The 16,981-nt window shown below is 71.8% G+C and carries 14 protein-coding genes, 1 tRNA gene and 1 pseudogene; 4 read left to right on the forward strand and 12 right to left on the reverse strand.

All coding sequences use genetic code 11. The features are described 5' to 3' along the window. Positions 1-3 precede the first annotated feature (3 nt). The 10 genes from ACWFQ8_RS08840 to ACWFQ8_RS08885 all read right to left on the reverse strand — a co-directional run bounded on the left by ACWFQ8_RS08840 (position 4) and on the right by ACWFQ8_RS08885 (position 10,480). Positions 4-1,182, reverse strand: coding sequence for an acyl-CoA dehydrogenase family protein (locus tag ACWFQ8_RS08840; RefSeq protein WP_453785485.1), 1,179 nt, complete (start codon positions 1,180-1,182; stop codon positions 4-6). Further along, positions 1,182-2,276 (reverse strand): bifunctional MaoC family dehydratase N-terminal/OB-fold nucleic acid binding domain-containing protein, encoded by a 1,095-nt coding sequence (locus tag ACWFQ8_RS08845; protein WP_453785486.1) that lies wholly within the window; start codon positions 2,274-2,276, stop codon positions 1,182-1,184. Before ACWFQ8_RS08845 ends, ACWFQ8_RS08840 begins: the two co-directional genes overlap by 1 nt. After that, positions 2,273-3,433, reverse strand: coding sequence for an acyl-CoA dehydrogenase family protein (locus tag ACWFQ8_RS08850; RefSeq protein WP_453785487.1), 1,161 nt, complete (start codon positions 3,431-3,433; stop codon positions 2,273-2,275). The genes ACWFQ8_RS08845 and ACWFQ8_RS08850 overlap by 4 nt, the downstream gene beginning before the upstream one ends. 545 nt (positions 3,434-3,978) lie before the next feature. Then, the gene (locus ACWFQ8_RS08855) at positions 3,979-4,410 is read right to left on the reverse strand and encodes a DUF6344 domain-containing protein (protein WP_453785488.1); all 432 of its coding nucleotides are present in this window, start codon (positions 4,408-4,410) and stop codon (positions 3,979-3,981) included. A 333-nt stretch (positions 4,411-4,743) separates the two neighbouring features. Next, positions 4,744-4,830, reverse strand: a tRNA-Ser gene (locus ACWFQ8_RS08860). Positions 4,831-4,878: 48 nt separating this feature from the next. After that, complete coding sequence (locus ACWFQ8_RS08865) at positions 4,879-5,826, reverse strand: trypsin-like serine peptidase (protein WP_453785489.1); 948 nt, start codon at positions 5,824-5,826, stop codon at positions 4,879-4,881. A gap of 329 nt (positions 5,827-6,155) precedes the next feature. Then, on the reverse strand, positions 6,156-7,208 hold the full coding sequence (locus ACWFQ8_RS08870; RefSeq protein WP_453785490.1) for a YeiH family protein: 1,053 nt from the start codon (positions 7,206-7,208) through the stop codon (positions 6,156-6,158). Next, the gene (locus ACWFQ8_RS08875; RefSeq protein WP_453785491.1) at positions 7,208-7,756 is read right to left on the reverse strand and encodes a cysteine dioxygenase; all 549 of its coding nucleotides are present in this window, start codon (positions 7,754-7,756) and stop codon (positions 7,208-7,210) included. Before ACWFQ8_RS08875 ends, ACWFQ8_RS08870 begins: the two co-directional genes overlap by 1 nt. Before the next feature lie 127 nt (positions 7,757-7,883). Beyond that, a complete protein-coding gene (locus ACWFQ8_RS08880) occupies positions 7,884-8,789 on the reverse strand; it encodes a LysR substrate-binding domain-containing protein (RefSeq protein WP_453785492.1) in 906 nt (301 codons plus the stop codon). 80 nt (positions 8,790-8,869) lie between these two features. Continuing rightward, entirely contained in the window at positions 8,870-10,480 is a 1,611-nt protein-coding gene (locus ACWFQ8_RS08885) for a S1C family serine protease (protein WP_453785493.1), read from the reverse strand. Between the two features lie 237 nt (positions 10,481-10,717). Between ACWFQ8_RS08885 and ACWFQ8_RS08890 the strand changes: the two genes are divergently transcribed. The 3 genes and pseudogenes from ACWFQ8_RS08890 (at position 10,718) to ACWFQ8_RS08900 (ending at position 13,369) form a co-directional block, all read left to right on the forward strand. Beyond that, positions 10,718-11,506 (forward strand): glycerophosphodiester phosphodiesterase, encoded by a 789-nt coding sequence (locus ACWFQ8_RS08890; RefSeq protein ID WP_453785666.1) that lies wholly within the window; start codon positions 10,718-10,720, stop codon positions 11,504-11,506. Between the two features lie 85 nt (positions 11,507-11,591). Then, positions 11,592-12,193: pseudogene (locus ACWFQ8_RS08895) on the forward strand (ATP-binding protein). A 201-nt stretch (positions 12,194-12,394) separates the two neighbouring features. Next, positions 12,395-13,369 (forward strand): DUF5926 family protein, encoded by a 975-nt coding sequence (locus ACWFQ8_RS08900; protein ID WP_453785494.1) that lies wholly within the window; start codon positions 12,395-12,397, stop codon positions 13,367-13,369. A 182-nt stretch (positions 13,370-13,551) separates the two neighbouring features. Here the strand turns inward: ACWFQ8_RS08900 and ACWFQ8_RS08905 are convergent, their stop codons facing one another. Then, positions 13,552-14,145 carry a hypothetical protein gene (locus ACWFQ8_RS08905; protein WP_453785495.1) on the reverse strand — a complete coding sequence of 198 codons (594 nt, stop codon included), beginning with the start codon at positions 14,143-14,145 and terminating at the stop codon, positions 13,552-13,554. Between the two features lie 107 nt (positions 14,146-14,252). Next, complete coding sequence (locus ACWFQ8_RS08910; protein WP_453785496.1) at positions 14,253-15,023, reverse strand: bifunctional DNA primase/polymerase; 771 nt, start codon at positions 15,021-15,023, stop codon at positions 14,253-14,255. Positions 15,024-15,449: 426 nt separating this feature from the next. Here ACWFQ8_RS08910 and ACWFQ8_RS08915 point away from each other — a divergent pair, with 426 nt between their 5' ends. After that, positions 15,450-16,979, forward strand: coding sequence for a PP2C family protein-serine/threonine phosphatase (locus tag ACWFQ8_RS08915; RefSeq protein WP_453785497.1), 1,530 nt, complete (start codon positions 15,450-15,452; stop codon positions 16,977-16,979). The last annotated feature ends 2 nt before the right edge of the window (positions 16,980-16,981 follow it).

A 16,981-nucleotide genomic window follows, 5' to 3' on the forward strand; every position in this document is an offset into this window, starting at 1 on the left:
CGCTCAGCCCTCCTGCGCCAGTAGGTCGCCCAGTTCGGCCAGCAGCTCGCTGCCGCAGCCCAGGTACGCGTCCAGCTGGCGCCCCCAGAGGAAATGCCGGTGGACGGGGTGGTCGAGGTCGGCTCCCATGCCGCCGTGCAGGTGCTGACCGGCGTGGACGACACGTTTGCCCGCTTCGGAGGCCCACCAGGCGGTCGTGAGCGCGTGTTCACGCGCGGGGAGGCCTTGGTCGATGCGCCAGGCCGCTTCGTACGCGGTGACGCGGATCGCCTCGGTGTCCATGTACGCGTCCGCCGCGCGCAGCAGGACCGCCTGGTTGGTGGAGAGCGGACGGCCGAACTGCTCGCGGGTCGAGGTGTGCTCCACGGCCCGGGCGAGGGAGCCCGCGCATACGCCGGCCTGGAGGCCGGCGAAGGCGGTGCGGGCGGCGGCGAGCGTGTAGGCGTACGCGTCCGCGGATCCGTCGTCGTGGCCGCCCGCCGCCGCGGTGGCGGTTGCGGCGCAGGTCTCCGCCGCGGGGGCGGTGCCGGCGCAGGTCTCCGCCGCGGGGGCGGTGCCGGCGCAGGTCTCCGCCGCGGTGGCGGTGCCAGGGCCGATGCGTTCGGCCTCGGCGCCGGTCAGGTCCAGCCGGCCCGCCGACCAGGGCGCAGTGGTCTCCACGGCCGAGGTCCGTACGCCGGGCGCGTCCGTCCGTACGAGCCACAGAGCCCGGTCCGTGTCCGGGACCAGGACGTGCGTGGCCTCGCGCAGCCAGGGCACGACCGGGGCCGTCCCGGTGAGCCCGGCCCGCCCGGTGGTGCCCCTGACCCGCTCGGCGGTGATCCGGCCCCGGGCCGGGAAGGCCCCGGTGGCCACCGCCGCTCCCGTGCCGAGGGCGGGCAGCAGGCGGGCCCGCTGCTCGGCGCTGCCGTACGCGGCGACGGGGAGGATCCCGTACACGCAGGTGGCGGCGTACGGGACCTGCGCGGTGAAGCGGCCCTGTTCCTCCAGCAGCAGGACCAGGCCGAGCAGGCCGATGTCCTCGACGGCGGCCACCAGTCCGGCGGCGGTGAGGGCCTTCCAGAGCTCGGCGTCGCTGCCGGTACCGGCAGCGGCCAGGCGCTCATGGGTGGCGAGGTCCCGGAAGATCCGGGCGGCGAGGCCGGCCGCGGCGGCCTGCTCCTCGGTGGGGTGGAAGTCCATCAGCCGGCGCTCCCGCGGAAGACGGGGAGTTCGAGGCCGTCGTCGACGCGCAGGAACTCCAGCTGGACCGGCAGGCCGATCCGCACCTTGTCGTAGGGGACGCCCGTGATGTTGCTGACCATGCGGACCCCCTCGGCCAGCTCGACGAGCGCGACCGCGTAGGGAGGATCGAAAGCCGGGAAGGGCGGGTGGTGCATGACGACGTAGCTGAACACCGTGCCCGTCCCGGACGCCTCGACGGTGTCCCAATCGGGCGAAGCGCAGGTGTTGCAGCCGGGGAGCCACGGGAAGCGGAGGGTCTCGCAGTCGGTGCAGCGCTGGATCAGCAGCTTGTGGTCGCGCACACCGTCCCAGAAGCCCTGGTTGTCGCGGTTGACGACCGGCCGGGGACGCTGGGCGGCGGTCTGCGGCGACGGGCGCGGCGCTCGGGCGGGCCGGGTTGCCGAGCCCTGGGGGGCCTGCTGCACCGGCTCGGCCGGTAGTACCGGATCGGCTTGCCGTATCGGCGGGGCCTGCTGCACCGGCTCGGCTTCCCGTATCCGCTGGGCGTGCCGAGTGGCCGGTCGGTACTTCAGGATCCGGAAGCGGTGGGTCCCGGCGAGGGCTCCGTCCGCCCGGACGTCCATGCGGGTGGTCACGAAGTGCCCGGTGCCCAGTTTGGTCGTCTTGCGGGGCGAGACCGACTCGATGACGGCGTCGAAGGTGACCGCTTGGCCGGGGCGCAGCGGACGGAGGTACTCCTGCTCGCAGTCGGTCGCCACCACGGAGGTGAACCCGGCGCCGTCGAGCAGGGCGAAGAGCTCGTCGTGGGCGCCCGCCCGGTCCGTGTGGCCCGATAGCCCGCCCATCGTCCAGGCCTGCAGCATCGTGGGCGGAGCGATGGCGTCCGGCCCTGTGTAGGAAGAGTTGGCGTCGCCCATCGCCTCGCACCAGTGGCGGATCATCGCCTCGTTGACCAGGTCTTTCCCCCGGCCTCCGATGGCCGCGGGCGCTCCCTCGAAGGCCTGGAGCAGTGCGTGGAGACGGTCCGCCTCATCAGTCCCCACCGCCTCCCGGTTCCCCCGGGCCGTCGGCCCGGCCGTGTCCGCCGTCATCGCTTCCTGCCCTTCATGCCGAGCCGCATCGTCGCGACGATCTCCCGCTGGACCTCACTCACCCCGCCGCCGAAGGTGTTGATCTGGGCCGCCCGGTTCATCCGCTCCAGCTCACCGCCGGCGAAGGCGCCGGGTCCCCGTACCAAGGCCTCTTCGCCCACGACCTCCTGGCACATCCGGTACACCTCGACGGTGGACTCGGTGCCGAGGAACTTCACGCCGCTGGCGTCGCCGGGAGCCAGCGCGCCGCGGCCCACGTCCTGGACGAGGCGCCAGTTCAGGAGGCGTACGGCCGCCAGTCGCGCGTGCGCCTCGGCGAGCCGGGACCGCACCCACGGGGCGTCGGCGGGCCGCTCGCCCGTGCCGGGGTCGGGGGTGCGGGCATGGGTCAGGGCGGCTTCGTAGAAGTCCTCGGCCTGCATGCCGATGGCGGCTAGGGCGACCCGCTCGTGGTTGAGCTGGTTGGTGATCAGGCCCCAGCCGCCGTGCTCGGGGCCGACGAGGTGGCCGGCGGGCACGCGGATGGAGTCGTAGTAGGTCGCCGTGGTCGTGAGCCCCCCGACGGTCTCGATCGGCGTCCACGAGAAGCCGGGCGCGTCGGTGGGCACCAGGATGATGGAGACGCCCTTGTGCTTGGGAGCCTCGGGGTCGGTGCGGCAGGCGAGCCAGATCCAGTCGGCGTTCTGAGCGTTGGACGTGAAGATCTTCTGCCCGTCGATCACCCACTCCCCGCCCGTCGCCCCGTCCCGCACGGCACGGGTGCGCAACGAGGCGAGGTCGGTGCCGGCCTCGGGCTCCGAGTAGCCGATGGCGAAGACGAGCTCGCCCTTGAGGATCCGGGGCAGGAAGTAGTCCTTCTGCTCCTGGGTCCCGTACTTCATCAGGGTCGGGCCGACGGTGTTGAGGGTGACCATGGAGACGGGGGCTCCGGCCCGGTAGGCCTCGTCGAAGAACACGAACTGCTCGTCGGGGCCCCGGCCCTGCCCGCCGTACTCGACCGGCCAGCCGAGGCCGAGCAGGCCGTCTGCTCCGATCCGGCGCAGGAGTTCGCGCTGGCGGGCCGGATCCTCGGGCACCCCGTGCGGCAGCAGGCCCTGGAAGTACTCCCGCAGTTCGGCGCGGAGCAGCGACTGGCCTTCGGTCGGGGCGAGGTGCACGGCACTGGCCTCCCGGCGTCACATCATCGAATAAAACTGACTGTCCGTCAGATTTACCTGTGCTGTCAAGGCCGGGAAGCGCGCGACACCTCGGGCGCGCGCGAGGGCGCCCGCTGAGCTGGTCATACTTGCGGGAGAATCAGGGATTCCGGGACGGTTCGCCGGGATTCGGTGGTCAACTGCCGCACACGTGTTGAACCGCTCCGCCAGACTCCCGGTCGCGGACATGCCGAAAGGGCCGCGACGTCCGGGAACCCACCGTCTCCCGGGCCTGCGACCTTGCAATGCCAAGTGTCACGCCCCCGGCGCCCGCCGGGGCAAACCATCCGCGCCCCGCTCCGGGGCACCGCGTGGCGCGATCCACGGTCATGACCGACCGGGCTCCAGCGCCTGACGCCGTTCTGCCTTCTCGTGCTCGTACCGGTGGCTGCGCTCGTCTCGTGCCTGTGCCTGCGCCTTGCGCGTGCTTGTGCCTGTACTGGTGCTGGTACTCGTACTGCGACTGCGGATGCCGTTCCCGGGCTGCCGGACCACTCCGGTCCAAACTATGCGGCGAGCGCGAGCACGGCCCGGGAGGCACCGGCAGGGACGGTGGACGAAACGGCCGGGAGGACAGCGGAGGACGCCGTAGGGACTGCGCGTGCCAGCGGGGATCCGGCGGCGGCACCCGAGTCGGCGCCCATGGCCGCGGCGGTGGTCGACCGCCGGACGGACGGGGTCTTGCCGTGCGCCTCGGCGCGGATCCGCTGCTTGATGGTCGGCGGGAGCGAACCGCCCCGCATCATCGCCCGCCAGGTCCGCGGGGCCACGACGGCCGGCCGGCGCACGGCGACCGTGGTGGTGGTCCCAGCGGCGGAGGCCGATACGGAAGCGGCGGCCGGGGCAGCCTTCCCGCCGAATCCGAGGGAGGAGAGCAGGGCCGCGAGGGCGGTGAGGACGGTGGTCCAGATCGAGGTGAAGGTGCTGCGGTGAGCCATGACGAGGTACCTCAATTCGCGATGTTCCGACGGGCGGATCTGCATACATTCGTCATGATGTGGTCGCAACCGCACCGCCCCCACCACGCGCGCCGATCTTCCGACAAACACCACTCGGAAGGCCCAAAGAGACCCCACCGGGCCGTAATCCCGGCCATGGCCCTCGCCGACGTCGAGGGCTGGGACGGCTCCGCGCCTGCTCCGCAGCACCTGGGGCGCGGACCTGCTCGGCGACGAGGGCGTTCGCCCGGTCGCCTGCTCCAACGGCTGACCCGGGGCCCGGGAAACGAGCGCGGCCTCCGACCAGTGTCCTGATCGGAGGCCGCGCACCTGCGGTGGGTGTGGGATTTGAACCCACGGTGACATCGCTGCCACGACGGTTTTCAAGACCGTTCCCTTAGGCCGCTCGGGCAACCCACCTGGCCGGTACAGAGTACCGGTCGGTGGGGGCGGCGGGGGCGGGCGCGGTCAGGCCGTCTGGGCCTTGTCGTAGGCCGCCTTCGCCTCGTTGCCGAAGTACGGGCCGTACATCCGGTTCGGGAGGAAGGTGTAGCCGAAGCTGTTCACCGACACCTGGGTCCCCAGGCCGGTGGCCTCGTTGAAGTCCTGGAACCAGGGGCCGCCGCTGGAGCCGCCGGTCATGTTGCAGGACAGGCTGTGGTCCCTGGTCAGAAGGAAGTCCTTGCCGCTGTTTCCGCTGCAGTAGACCAGCTTCGTGCCGTCGTACGGGGCGGCCGCCGGGAAGCCGAAGGAGTACATCCTCTTGTTGTAGCCGCCGTTGAAGAGAATGCCCTGGGCTCCGACGACCTGGCTCAGCTTCTGGCCGTTCAGCGGGGCGACGACGGCGAGCCCGACGTCCATGTTCATGTCCTCGCTCGCGGCCCACTGGTCGGTGGCGAAGGTCTTGGTCGCCGACCATTGGCCGTAGGGCGCGGCTCCGTTGTCGTAGGCGGGAACGAAGACCCAGTTGGTGTGCCAGGCGCCCTGGTACTTCACGCAGTGGCCGGCCGTCATGACCGTGCTGCCGTTGGCGCTGGTGACCGAGTCGCCGGAGCAGGAGGCCGTCCGGCCGCCCATCGTGAAGAAGACGCGGCCGGAGGTCTTCACCACCGCGCCGCCGCCCGTCCAGGCCCCGCCCGGCTGCGGGAACGCCGTGGGCGACACTGCGGCCGTCGGGAGGACGCGGGTGGGGGACGCGGAGGCGGCGACCGGAGTGCGTTCCGTACCGGGGACCGCTGTGACGTCGAGCGGGGTGGCGCCGCGCATCCGCTCCGCGGTCCAGAAGCCCTGGGTGTGCTGCTGCCGGAAGGACGCGGGGGTGTCGGCCGCGACCGAGGGGGTGGCCGCGGTCAAGGCGCCCGCGATCAGGGCGCCCGCCGACAAGAGGACGGACACGGCTGTGCGATGACGATTCACGCATGACTCCTTCTGCCGTGCCCGGTCCGGTCCTGTCGGTCGGACCAGGGCAGGGTGGGGGTGAGAACGGTCGGTGCGGATCGGCTGTGCGAATGGTGCTGTGCAACTCGTGCTGTGCGAGTGGTGTCGTGTAACTGGTGCTGTGCATGGGTGCCGTGCGAGTGGTGCTGGGTGCGTGCTGCCGCGCGGGCGCCACGATGTGGCGGGTCCCGCGCCGTGTGTGCCGCTCGCCGGGGCAGAGTGGCACGGCCGGGCGTCGATGTCAGCGGGCAGGGGGAACGTTCGGTCGGTTCAGGCCATGTTTTGTCCAACTCCCGGCCTCCGCAGAGTCATACGGTGAGCAGCACGCCCGCGTACGAGACCCCGGCCACCACCACCCAGGCCCCGAGCCCCAGCACCGCGGCCCGGCCGCCCGTCTTGGACAGTGTCGGCAGGTGCACCGCGGTCCCGAGACCGAACAGGGCGGCCGCCAGCAGTGCCTCCTGAGCGGTGTGCGCCCAGTCCAGCGCCACCTCGGGCAGGACCCCCGTCGCCCGCAGCGCGGCGGCCGCCAGGAAGCCGGCGACGAACAGCGGAACCGGAGCGGGCCGACGTCCCGACGACGTACGCACCCCGCGCCGCCGGGCCCGTACGGAGAAGGCCACGGCCGCCACCAGCGGCGCCAGCAGCGCCACCCGCATCAGCTTGACCAGGACGGCCTCGCCGAGCGCGCCGGGGCCCGCCGTCTGCGCGGTCGCCACCACCTGGCCGACATCGTGCACGCTCGCGCCCACCCAGCGCCCGAACTCCACGTCGGAGAGCGCCAACGGCCCCTGCAACAGCGGGAGCACCGCTATGGCCAGCGTCCCGCAGAGGGTGACCAGTGCCACCGAGGCGGCCACGTCCTCCTCGTCGCTGCCCGACACCTCGCTCACCGCTCCGATCGCCGAGGCGCCGCAGATCGAGTAACCGGTGGCGATCAACAGCGGCTGGTCGCCGGGGAGCCCGAGCCGTCGGCCCAGCCAGAGCGTGCCGAAGAAGGTGGCCGCGACCACCCCCGCCACCATGGCCACCGTCGCCCATCCCAGCCGGAGCACCTGGTCCAGCCCGAGACCGAGGCCCAGCAGGACGATGCCCATCCGCATCAGCCGCCGCCCCGCCAGGGAGAGCCCCGGGCGCGCGACACCGCGGATGAAGGGGCGTAGACCGGGCAGGTGCGCCGCCGCGATGCCCAGCACCACGGCCGCGGTCAGCAGGGGGATCGCGGGGACGAGGCGGTGCACGCACCACGCCGTCAGCGCGCCGGCCACGGCGAACCCCAACCCGGGCCAGGAGGTCGATGTTTCACGTGAAACACGACCCGGCCGTGCCGCCCGGTGCGGCGGGCGGTTCAGCAGGGCCATCAGTCGGTCGGGAGCGTGTAGACGCGGCGGATGCTGGTACCCAGCCGGGACACGTTGGCTCCGTACACGTGCAGGGATATCGCTGTGGTGGCACAGGAGTTGCGCACCTTGTGGATGTCGCCGGGCGGAGCGAAGCCGCAGACCTCGCCCTGCCCGTTGACCACGTCCTCCGTGGCGACCAGGCGCGCCTGGTCCGCACCCGGTGCGAGCCGGTAGCGGCGTTCGCTCTCCTCGCCCTGGTGGACCCCTGCCACGCACCACGAGACGTGGTCGTGGATACAGGTCTCCTGCCCGGGCAGCCACACCAGCGCGACCACCGAGAAACTGCCGTCCGATTCCGCGTGCAGGATGTGCTGCCGGTAGCGCTCGGGATCGCCCTCGCGCTGCGCGGGGGTCAGGAGGTCGGGCGCGCCCAGGTGGGGTGCGAGCCGTTCGCCCACCAGGTAGGCGGTGAGGTCGGGTGCCAGGCCCCGGTCCACGACCGTACGGATCTCACTGACGAGGGCGGCCATCCTCGTGGTGGTACGGGCCGGCGTGGTGGTGGTCATACGCGCAGGGTGCTGCCGTCGTTCCATCACGTCCAACGACAGTTATGACCCCACATCCCAAGCACTGCTTATGGATGGTCCCGCAGTCGGCTTGAGGCGACCCGGTCGAGGGGCGGGCGGTCGGTGATCAGCAGCCGACCCTGTTCGCCGCGACCTGCCGCAGTGCGTCGAGCACCACCGAGGTCGCTGGAATCCGCAGGTGGTCGCGGTAGACGTAGGCGGCGATATGGCGCCGGGCGGCGGGTTGGAGCGCGCGACCGCATACCCGGCTGAGCGAGAGGGAGGGCAGCACCAGGGCGGGCATCATCGCCACGCCCAGTCCCTGTCCGACCAGGCTCTGCACCACCAGGTTGTCGTCGGTCGCGAACCGGATGTCGGGCACGAAGCCCAGCTCGGCGCACTCGTGCAGCAGGTTCGCCCGGCAACGCGGGCAGCCCGCGATCCACCGCTCCTCGGCCAGGTCGGCCAGGTGCACCGCGCGGCGCCGGGCCAGGGGATGGCCCGTCGGCAGCAGCACGGTCAGCTGGTCCTCCAGCAGCCTGACCTCGGCGACCTCGTCGGGTATGTCCTCGTGCAGCCCGGGATAGGTGAAGGCCAGGGTGATGTCGCACTCCCCGCGCTCCAGCCGTCGCAACGACTCCGGAGGCTCACCCTCCAGCAGCTCGACCTGGATTCCGGGATGGTCCTTGGCCAGGGCGCTGAGGGCTTCCGGTACGAGGGTGACGTTGGCGCTGGGGAAGCCGCAGAGCCGGACCCGTCCGGTACGCAGGCGGGCGTACGCCTTCAGCTGGGCCTCGGCGGCGGAGAGGCTGCCGAGTATGGTCTCGGCGTGCCGGGACAGCGATTCGCCGGCCTCGGTGAGCTGCATCTTCCGGCCCACGCGGGTGAACAGCGGGGTGCCGACGGCGCGTTCGAGCGCTTTCATCTGCTGGGTGATGGCGGGCTGGGTGTATCCCAGGACGCGAGCGGCCGCCGAGTACGAGCCGGCGGCGACCACCGCGTGGAAGGTCCGTATGTGCCGAGAATCGAACACTCACGAAGCATAAGCGGACGTTGGGAGGGGCCGTAGGCGGAATCCCGCCTACGGCCCCTCGCCGATCGAGCCAGTGGCCCCTACTTGTCGCCGACCCGCGAGCCGAGGGTGATGTCGACCGTGGTCGGCTTGCCGTCGCGCAGGTAGGTGAGCTTCACCGTGTCGCCCGGCTTGTACGTCCAGATCCGACTGATCAGGGTCGGGCCGCTGTCGATGGTCTTGCCGCCGAACTCGGTGATGACGTCGCCGGGCCTGAGTCCCGCCTTGCCGGCCGGTCCGGCGGGGTCGACGAGCTCGTTGGCCGCCGCGCCCTGCTCGGAGATCTTCGCGCCGTCCGTCTTGGCCTGGAGGTCCACCGAGACCGAGATGACCGGGTAGACCGGCTTGCCCGTCTTGATCAGCGACTCGGCGACGTTCTTCGCCTGGTTGATCGGGATGGCGAAGCCGAGGCCGATGGAGCCGGCCTGGCCACCGCCGAAGCCGCCGTTGCCCGCGGACTGGATCGCGGAGTTGATCCCGATGACCGCTCCGCGGCCGTCGAGCAGCGGGCCGCCGGAGTTGCCCGGGTTGATCGAGGCGTCCGTCTGGAGGGCGCTCATGTACGAGTTCTTGCTGCCGGAGCCGTCGCCCGAGGCGACCGGGCGGTCCTTGGCACTGACGATGCCGGTGGTGACCGTGTTGGACAGGCCGAAGGGGGCGCCGATCGCGATCGTGGCGTCACCGACCGCGACCTTGTCGGAGTCGCCCAGCGGCAGCGGCTTGAGACCGGCCGGGGGGTTCTTCAGCTTCAGGACGGCCACGTCGTAGCCCTCGGCCCGGCCGACGACCTCGGCGTCGTATTTCTTGCCGTCGGAGAACGTCGCCGAGAGCTTGCCGCCGTTCGCGGCGGAGGCGACGACGTGGTTGTTGGTGAGGATGTGGCCCTGCTGGTCGTAGACGAAGCCGGTGCCCGTGCCGCCGTCGCCGCCGCCCGCCGAGGCCTCGATGGTGACCACGCTGGGCAGGGCTCCCGAGGCCAGACCCGCGATGGAGCCGGCTTCCCGCTTGAGGTCCTTGGGGGTGTTGCCGGCACTGATCGTGGTCGATCCGGTGCCGTTGTCGCTGCGCTCGGCCGCCCAGTAGCCGACGCCGCCGCCGATGCCGCCCGCGAGGAGGGCTGCCGCGAGCACGCCCGCGACCAGACCGCCCCTGCCCTTGGGCTTGCGCGGCGGGGTGCCGTCGGTGGTCAGGGGTGCGCCCCAGACGCCACCGTGGCCACCGCCCCCGTACGCCGGGACCGCGGGCGGCGGGGGCGGCCAGCCCTCGGCACCGTACGCGGCAGGGGTGTGCGGGACGGGTACGTAGCCGGGGGCGTCGCCGTAGCCGGGAGCCTGGGGCGCCGGGGCGGGCGGGATCTGCTGCGTCGGCTCGGTGCCGGGGGCGTGCGCCGGCGGGAGCTGCTGGGTCACGGGCTCGGCTGCGGCAGGCGCCGCAGCCGGGGCCGGGGCGGGTGGGGCCACCGGGGGCTGGGCGGGTGCGGCCGGCGCCTGGGCCGGCGGTGCGTCCACCGGCCGGTAGGCGGGTGCCTGGGCGGGCGCGGGGGCGACCGGTGCCGCCGGCCCGGATACCTGCGTCTCGTGGGCCGGAGCAGGGGGTACGGACGGGGCCGCGGGGGGCGTTGGGGCCGCGGTGCCCTCGTTCTCGGTGCTCACAGCGCTCTCTCCTCGTCACACACGGCTTCAGAAATCTTTGGCGATCGGTCCGACTGAACGTTCGACGTGCCGCACAAGTTCCTGAGCAAAGCCTTTCCCATGACCCGTCAGAGCACTGTAAGCCGGACCTGTGCATCTCCTGCCATTCTTTATATCCGACATTTCAGATGCACCTCCAGGACCCTGCCCCGTCGTCCGCGTCCCACTCGGTGGCACCATGAGCCGGTGACCCACGCAATGCCGCGCCCCATCCAGGTCGTCGCCCACCGCGGCGCCTCGGAGGATGCCCCCGAGCACACCCTGGCCGCTTACCGCCAGGCGATCAAGGACGGTGCCGACGCCCTCGAATGCGATGTCCGGCTCACCGCCGACGGCCATCTGGTCCTCGTCCACGACCGCCGGGTGAACCGGACCTCCAACGGCCGCGGCGCCGTCTCGGCCCTGGAGCTCGCCGATCTCGCCGCCCTCGACTTCGGCTCCTGGAAGGACCGCGAGGAGTCCCCCGACTGGGACGCGGATCCCGAGCGCACCTCCGTCCTGACGTTGGAGCGCCTGCTGGAGCTGGCCTGTGACGCGGGGCGGCCGGTCCAGCTGGCCATCGAGACGAAGCACCCGACCCGCTGGGCCGGACAGGTGGAGGAACGGCTCCTCCACCTGCTGAAGCGCTTCGGCCTGGACTCCCCGCCCGCCGAGGGACCGCACCCGGTGCGCGTCATGAGCTTCTCCGCGCGTTCGCTGCAGCGGGTGCGGGCCGCCGCCCCGACGATCCCGACCGTGTACCTGATGCAGTTCGTCTCGCCCCGGATGCGGGACGGGCGGCTTCCGGCCGGGGTGAGGATCGCCGGGCCGGGGATACGGATCGTACGCAACCACCCGGGATACATCCGCAAGCTCCAGGGCGCCGGGCATTCCGTTCACGTATGGACCGTGAACGAACCGGGGGACGTTCAGCTGTGCGCTGATCTGGGCGTGGAAGCGATCATCACGAACCGACCTCGTCAGGTTCTGTCACAACTGGGCCGCTGACACCCCGTTTTGCGCACACTTCACCTGTGACACGCCGGTAACAGGGTGTGCCCCGGCGCATCCGTTCCGCATACGACCGACGTCAATGCGCCAGTGGGCCCCACTGAGGCGGTTTCCGGTCCAGGCCATTGGGGCATCCAGACCATGCGTGGGGCTAAGGAGGTTCCGGGGGTGGCGTTGGTGGTGGCACGGGAAGTGCCCACGTCGTCGTGCATGGACGTACGCCATGGTCCTGCGGGCGTGGGCGAGGCGAGGCACCGGATGCGTGAGCAATTGCGTATCAGCGGGGTGTCCGAATCGGTCGTGGACGATGCCGTACTGATCCTTTCCGAACTGCTCAGCAATGCCTGCCGTCACGGCCGGCCACTGGGCGCTCGGGAAGTCGGGGACGGGGAGGTGCGCGCCGCTTGGCGCGTCGACAAGGCGGGGCGACTGACGGTCGAGGTCACGGACGGCGGCGGGCCCACCCGCCCGGTTCCGGCGACGCCTTCGGTCACCGCGCACGGCGGGCGGGGGCTGAACATCATCAGCGCCTTGGCCCATGACTGGGGTGTCCGGGACGGAGCGGCGGGTGAGGTCACCGTCTGGGTGATCGTCGCCTGTGGGCCCCGGCACGTGGATTTCGCTACGCGCGTCGCGCCCCCGGCGATCGACTTCGGTTCGGCCTTCGACGATCTCGATCCCTGACAAGGAACGGACCGGAACCCCGACGAGGAACCCTGACCAGGATCCCCGCGGGTACAGCAGTAGCGGTCGTCCGCACGGGCGGCCGGACGGGAGCACACGCCGACCGTGCTCCCGGCCGCATCCCACCGGTTGCGGCGGTACGAACGGCTAGGCTCGCGCCCAGAGACGACGCCGTACCGCCGCAACCGGGAGACACCCACGATGGCCAAGAAGCGCCCCGCAGCCAAGACTGCAAAGCCGCAGCTCAACAACGGTGAGATCCCCGTGGTGGGCGCCCGTGAACCCTGCCCCTGCGGATCGGGGCGCCGCTACAAGGCCTGCCACGGCGCCGCCGCCGCGCACGCCGTCACCGAACACGTCCAGCGCCCCTTCGAGGGACTGCCGGGTGAGTGCGACTGGGTCGCGCTGCGCGAGCTCGTGCCCGCGGCCACCGTCCCGCTGGACCTCAAGGGCGGCCTGCCCGAGGGCGTTCCCTCCGTCACGCTGGTGACCGTTCTGCCCATGGCGTGGCCGGCGCTGCGCCGCGAGGACGGCTCCGTCCTTCTCGGCCTGCAGAACGAGTCGTCCACCGGTGACCTCGCGCGCGACATGGCCGACACCCTGGAGCGGGCGCTCGCGGCCGAGCCGGGCACGCCCGTCCCCGCCCGCCGTGTCCCGGCCGAAGGCCCCCGACTCCAGGATGTCCTGGACCTCGACGGCGGTTTCGAGCCTGTTGTGCACACCGGCTTCGAATTCTGGATTCCGGAATCGGAGAACGCCCAGAACGCCTCTCCGGAGATCGCGGCCTCTCTGGAACGAGCCAACGCGGCCGCCATTCCCACCGTCAAGCTGGCGGGCGTGGACGCGGCCTACTGGTGCGAGACCCCGGAGAAGAACCACCTGCGCTGGGTCATGCCGCACGCCGAGGAGAAGCTGCTCGACGCCCTCGCGCGGTTGCACGCGGCCGGTACGTCCTCGCTCGGTGAGGGCACCCGCCTCGTCGGTTCCTTCCGCGCTCACGGCCTGATGGTCCCCGTCTGGGACCTGCCCACCGGGGTCACCGCCGACGATGTGGAGAAGCCCGCCGCGGAGTTCGCGGAACGGCTGGCCGCAGCCCTGGCCGCGGACGCTCCCCTGACCGCGGAGGAGCGCCGGGCGCGCGGCGGACTCACCAACCGCCAGGTGACCCTCAGCTGACTCCACAAGCACGCACGGGGCCGGTGACCGGGGTCACAACTCCCGCTAATCGTCAGCAAATCGGTGTCTGAATATCAGAGATCGAATTTGCGAACAGGCGATCTCTTGTTACCGTTCTTGTAGCCCGGTCGCTGGTGCATCCCCCGTCGCCAGCGACCGGGCCCTTCCATTTCCCGCGGTTCTCAACCGTCACCCGGTACCGGTGAGTTGCTCCCGGACCGCAGCAGCAGCTTCCCTTCATCATCCGGAACTGCAAATTCCGCAACTGCCGAGTAGCCGTCCGGCGCACCGGTCGACGCCTCCCTCGGCGTCTCGCACAGGCCCGGCTCGTCACCCTCCCCCACCGCGCACCGGATCTGCACCGTGCGTCCGGCCGGGCCCATCACCGTCAGCACCGCGTCCAGGGCGCGGCCACTGGTGTTGCGGTAGTAAGTCCGGCCCCACGTAACCCCGTCGCTCACCAGGACGCAGGTCTGCGCCTCGACCCCGTGCGGCGAGGAGACCTCGGGACCGCAGCGGGAGTCCGTCCGGGGCTGCTCCCGCGGACCGGGCCGGTCGGGCCCGCTCACCGCCGGAGCCGGCGACGACGCGGAACCACGAGGTGCGGACTCCGGCTCCGACGTACGCGAGGACTCCGAAAGCCCCAGCGTCGAGAACAAGCCGCCGCCTTTCCCGTCGTCCTGACCGGCGAAATCCGGTCCGGCGATCGCTCCCGCCAGGGGGAGCGACAAGATGATCAGCACACCGGCGCCGATACCGATCAGGCGGAGATTCATTCGCCGAACATAGCGATGCAGGAATGGGGCGCGGAGATCCCCGCGCCCAATTCCCCGGTAAACCCGTCACGTCGACACCCGTACGAGTGACCGTTGAGGACGGCCGGTCAGTACGCGAGACGGCTGCCGCCGCCGGGGGCGCCGCTGCTCGCCTCCACCAGCGCGTCCACGACCGCCTCCACCTCCGGCAGCCAGACGGTCGAGGCCGAAACCGCGTCCCGCCCGGCCGTCGGTTCCCGCATCGGGCCGGGCTCCACCCGGGCCCCGGCCCGGGCCCGCAGGCGCGGCTCCCGTTCCCAGCGCACCCGGCCGCCACTGGACGCGGCGGACGGAGGCAGCAACAGGTAGCCGCCCTCCCCGTGGAAGCGCACCGAGGAAGGCACGTGGTCCTTGGCGTAGAGGAGTTCGCCGAGCCGTTCCAGGGAGTACGGCGCCACCAGCAGCGCCCAGCGGGTGGGCGTGGCCACGATCGGCCCGAGTCGCATCCCTTGCGCGTCCAGCCGTACCAGGGCCCGTGAGGCCGCGGTGGCCGGCAGGCTCACGGCGCACGGGGCGCTGCTGCCGGTCGCCATGAGGACAGGTGCGGTGGGCCGGTTGGTCCACCACCAGGTCAGCATCCGGGGGTCGGTGGTGGCGGCGAGCAGCCCCGGGTCGAAGGGGTGGGCGCCCGGGACGACGCAGTCGGGGTCGGGGCACGCACAGCGCGAGCCGTCCGTTCCGCAGCGGCCGACACCGGGCAGTACGGGCCACTTCCACACGGTGGCGCAGGTGAGCGCCGCTTCGAGGAGAGCCGGCGCGGCGCCCTGCTCCGGGTCGGGGCGCGGGGATTGAAATCGATCGCGGAGCCGCTGGAGACGCCTTCCGAGGATCTCGCGCATGAGCGCTCGTTCCTTTCCGTTGAACGCCGAGGGCCACATCACACCATGTAACAGGTGTCTCACTACACGTACGCGTTGAGCTCACTGTTCGCCTGAAGCAGGTTCATACGGTTCGTGCAGTCTTCTTACGGGTCCATCAAACGTCCGGCGGGGGCGGAGTGCGACCCGCACCGGTACCGAGACCGGCTGCCGCCGCTAAGGACGACGGTCCGCGTTGGGCGGTTCCCGGCGGGTGCCGGGGCGGCGTCAGGGACTGCCGGGCGGCGCCAACTGACCCCAGGAACTGGTGATTACGTACCCGGGCGGTCCGTGGCGCCCGCCCAGTCGATCCCGAAACCATCGGGTTCCAGCTTTTTTTGGCCAAGTTCTAGCCTTGGCTGGACAGTGAGTTGCCGCCCCACGGACACCAGGATTCCCAGCTGGGCAATGCTGGACATGCATCCACGTGTGCGTGTAGATGTGGATTCCTTGATGGCGGCGCAGCACGATCTGGGGGTTTGCGATGCTATATGGCGAATCGCACCAGGTGGAAAGGCGGACGCCATGAGCGCTCCGCATCTGCCGAAAGTGGCTGGAATCGATCCGGCAGTTACCGCGTCACCGCACACTGCGGCGCCCGCATCGCCGCGGAACGCCCCCGTACCGGTGCCTCCGCCCGCTGCGGGCAGCGTGATCCAGGACCGGCTCGCGGGCATGGTCTCGGACCTCACCACCCTCCACGAACTGACCGAGCGCCTGGCCCGCGCCAACGACCTCGACTCCTCCCTGCACGAGTTCCTGCGGGCAGGGGCCGCACTGGTCGGCGCCCGCCGGGGCCTCGTGATCCTGGAGCCCTCCGACGGACTCGGCCCCACGACCACGATGGGCCTCGGCCTCGGCCAGGCGGACCTCGGCCACATCGAGACCGTGCCGCGCAGCGCGACCTCGTACGGCCGCATCCTCGACGGACTTCCCGACGCCCACGGCGGCTCCGAGGTCCTCCCCGAACCGGGTGCGCCCGCCGGCGTCGGCGGCTTCGCCGCACCCGTCGACCCGCGCCACCGCGAGGTCGCAGCCCGGCTCGGCTACGCGGCCAGCTACGCCCTCCCGCTGACGGCCGAGGCCACCGGCCGGCTCGGAGCGGCCGTCTGGCTCTACGACGAGCAGGCCGAACCGAGCGACCGCCAGCGCGATCTCGCCGGGCTCTACGTCCGGCACGCCGCCGAGCACCTGGCCCGGATGCTGGAGGTCGAACGGTCCCGCTCGCGCCTGGCCACCGTCGCCGAGGAACTGCTGCCCAGCCGGCTGCCCCGGATCCCCGGGGTGCAGCTAGCCGCCCGGCACCACACCGGGCCGCGCGGCGGGGGCGACTGGTTCGACGCCCTGCCGCTGCCCGAGGGCGCGCTGGGGCTGGCCGTCGGCTCGGTCACCGGTTCCGGACCGAGCGCCGTCGCCGCGATGGGACGACTGCGCGCCTCCCTGCGCGCCTACGCCGTCATGGAGGGCGAGGACCCCGTCGCGGTCCTGTCCGACCTGGAACTGCTGCTGCGCCTGACCGAGCCCGCGCGCTCGGCCACCGCGCTCTTCGCCTACTGCGAGCCCGCCGAGCGCAAGATCCTGCTGGCCGGCGCCGGCCACACCCCGCCCCTGCTCATCGGCGAGCGCAGGACGGAGTACGTGGAGACCACGCTGTCCGCGCCGCTCGGGATGCTGTCCTGCTGGGAGGCGCCGAGCGTGGAGATCGAGCCCGCACCTGGAGAAACGGTGCTGCTCTACACGGACGGGCTACTGCGGCGCACCGGCGATCCCATGGACCGGGCGTACGCACGGCTGCACGCGGCCGCGGCCGCAGCCCCCCGTACCGCCCGCGAGGACCCGGCCGCCCTCTGCGACCACATCCTGCGGACCGTGCTGCCACAGGGGCAGCCGGCCGATGTGCCGGAGGACGTCGTCCTGCTCGCCGCCCGGTTCGAGTGAGC

Source organism: Streptomyces sp. NPDC055254 (genome assembly GCF_053606025.1).

Excerpts from the sequence above, each read along its gene's own strand:
- ACWFQ8_RS08840 (WP_453785485.1), bottom strand. The coding sequence starts at position 1,182 with ATGGACTTCCACCCCACCGAGGAGCAGGCCGCCGCGGCCGGCCTCGCC.
- ACWFQ8_RS08845 (WP_453785486.1), bottom strand. The coding sequence starts at position 2,276 with ATGACGGCGGACACGGCCGGGCCGACGGCCCGGGGGAACCGGGAGGCG.
- ACWFQ8_RS08855 (WP_453785488.1), bottom strand. The coding sequence starts at position 4,410 with ATGGCTCACCGCAGCACCTTCACCTCGATCTGGACCACCGTCCTCACC.
- ACWFQ8_RS08870 (WP_453785490.1), bottom strand. The coding sequence starts at position 7,208 with ATGGCCCTGCTGAACCGCCCGCCGCACCGGGCGGCACGGCCGGGTCGT.
- ACWFQ8_RS08875 (WP_453785491.1), bottom strand. The coding sequence starts at position 7,756 with ATGACCACCACCACGCCGGCCCGTACCACCACGAGGATGGCCGCCCTC.
- ACWFQ8_RS08890 (WP_453785666.1), top strand. The coding sequence starts at position 10,718 with ATGCCGCGCCCCATCCAGGTCGTCGCCCACCGCGGCGCCTCGGAGGAT.
- ACWFQ8_RS08900 (WP_453785494.1), top strand. The coding sequence starts at position 12,395 with ATGGCCAAGAAGCGCCCCGCAGCCAAGACTGCAAAGCCGCAGCTCAAC.
- ACWFQ8_RS08905 (WP_453785495.1), bottom strand. The coding sequence starts at position 14,145 with ATGAATCTCCGCCTGATCGGTATCGGCGCCGGTGTGCTGATCATCTTG.
- ACWFQ8_RS08910 (WP_453785496.1), bottom strand. The coding sequence starts at position 15,023 with ATGCGCGAGATCCTCGGAAGGCGTCTCCAGCGGCTCCGCGATCGATTT.
- ACWFQ8_RS08915 (WP_453785497.1), top strand. The coding sequence starts at position 15,450 with ATGCTGGACATGCATCCACGTGTGCGTGTAGATGTGGATTCCTTGATG.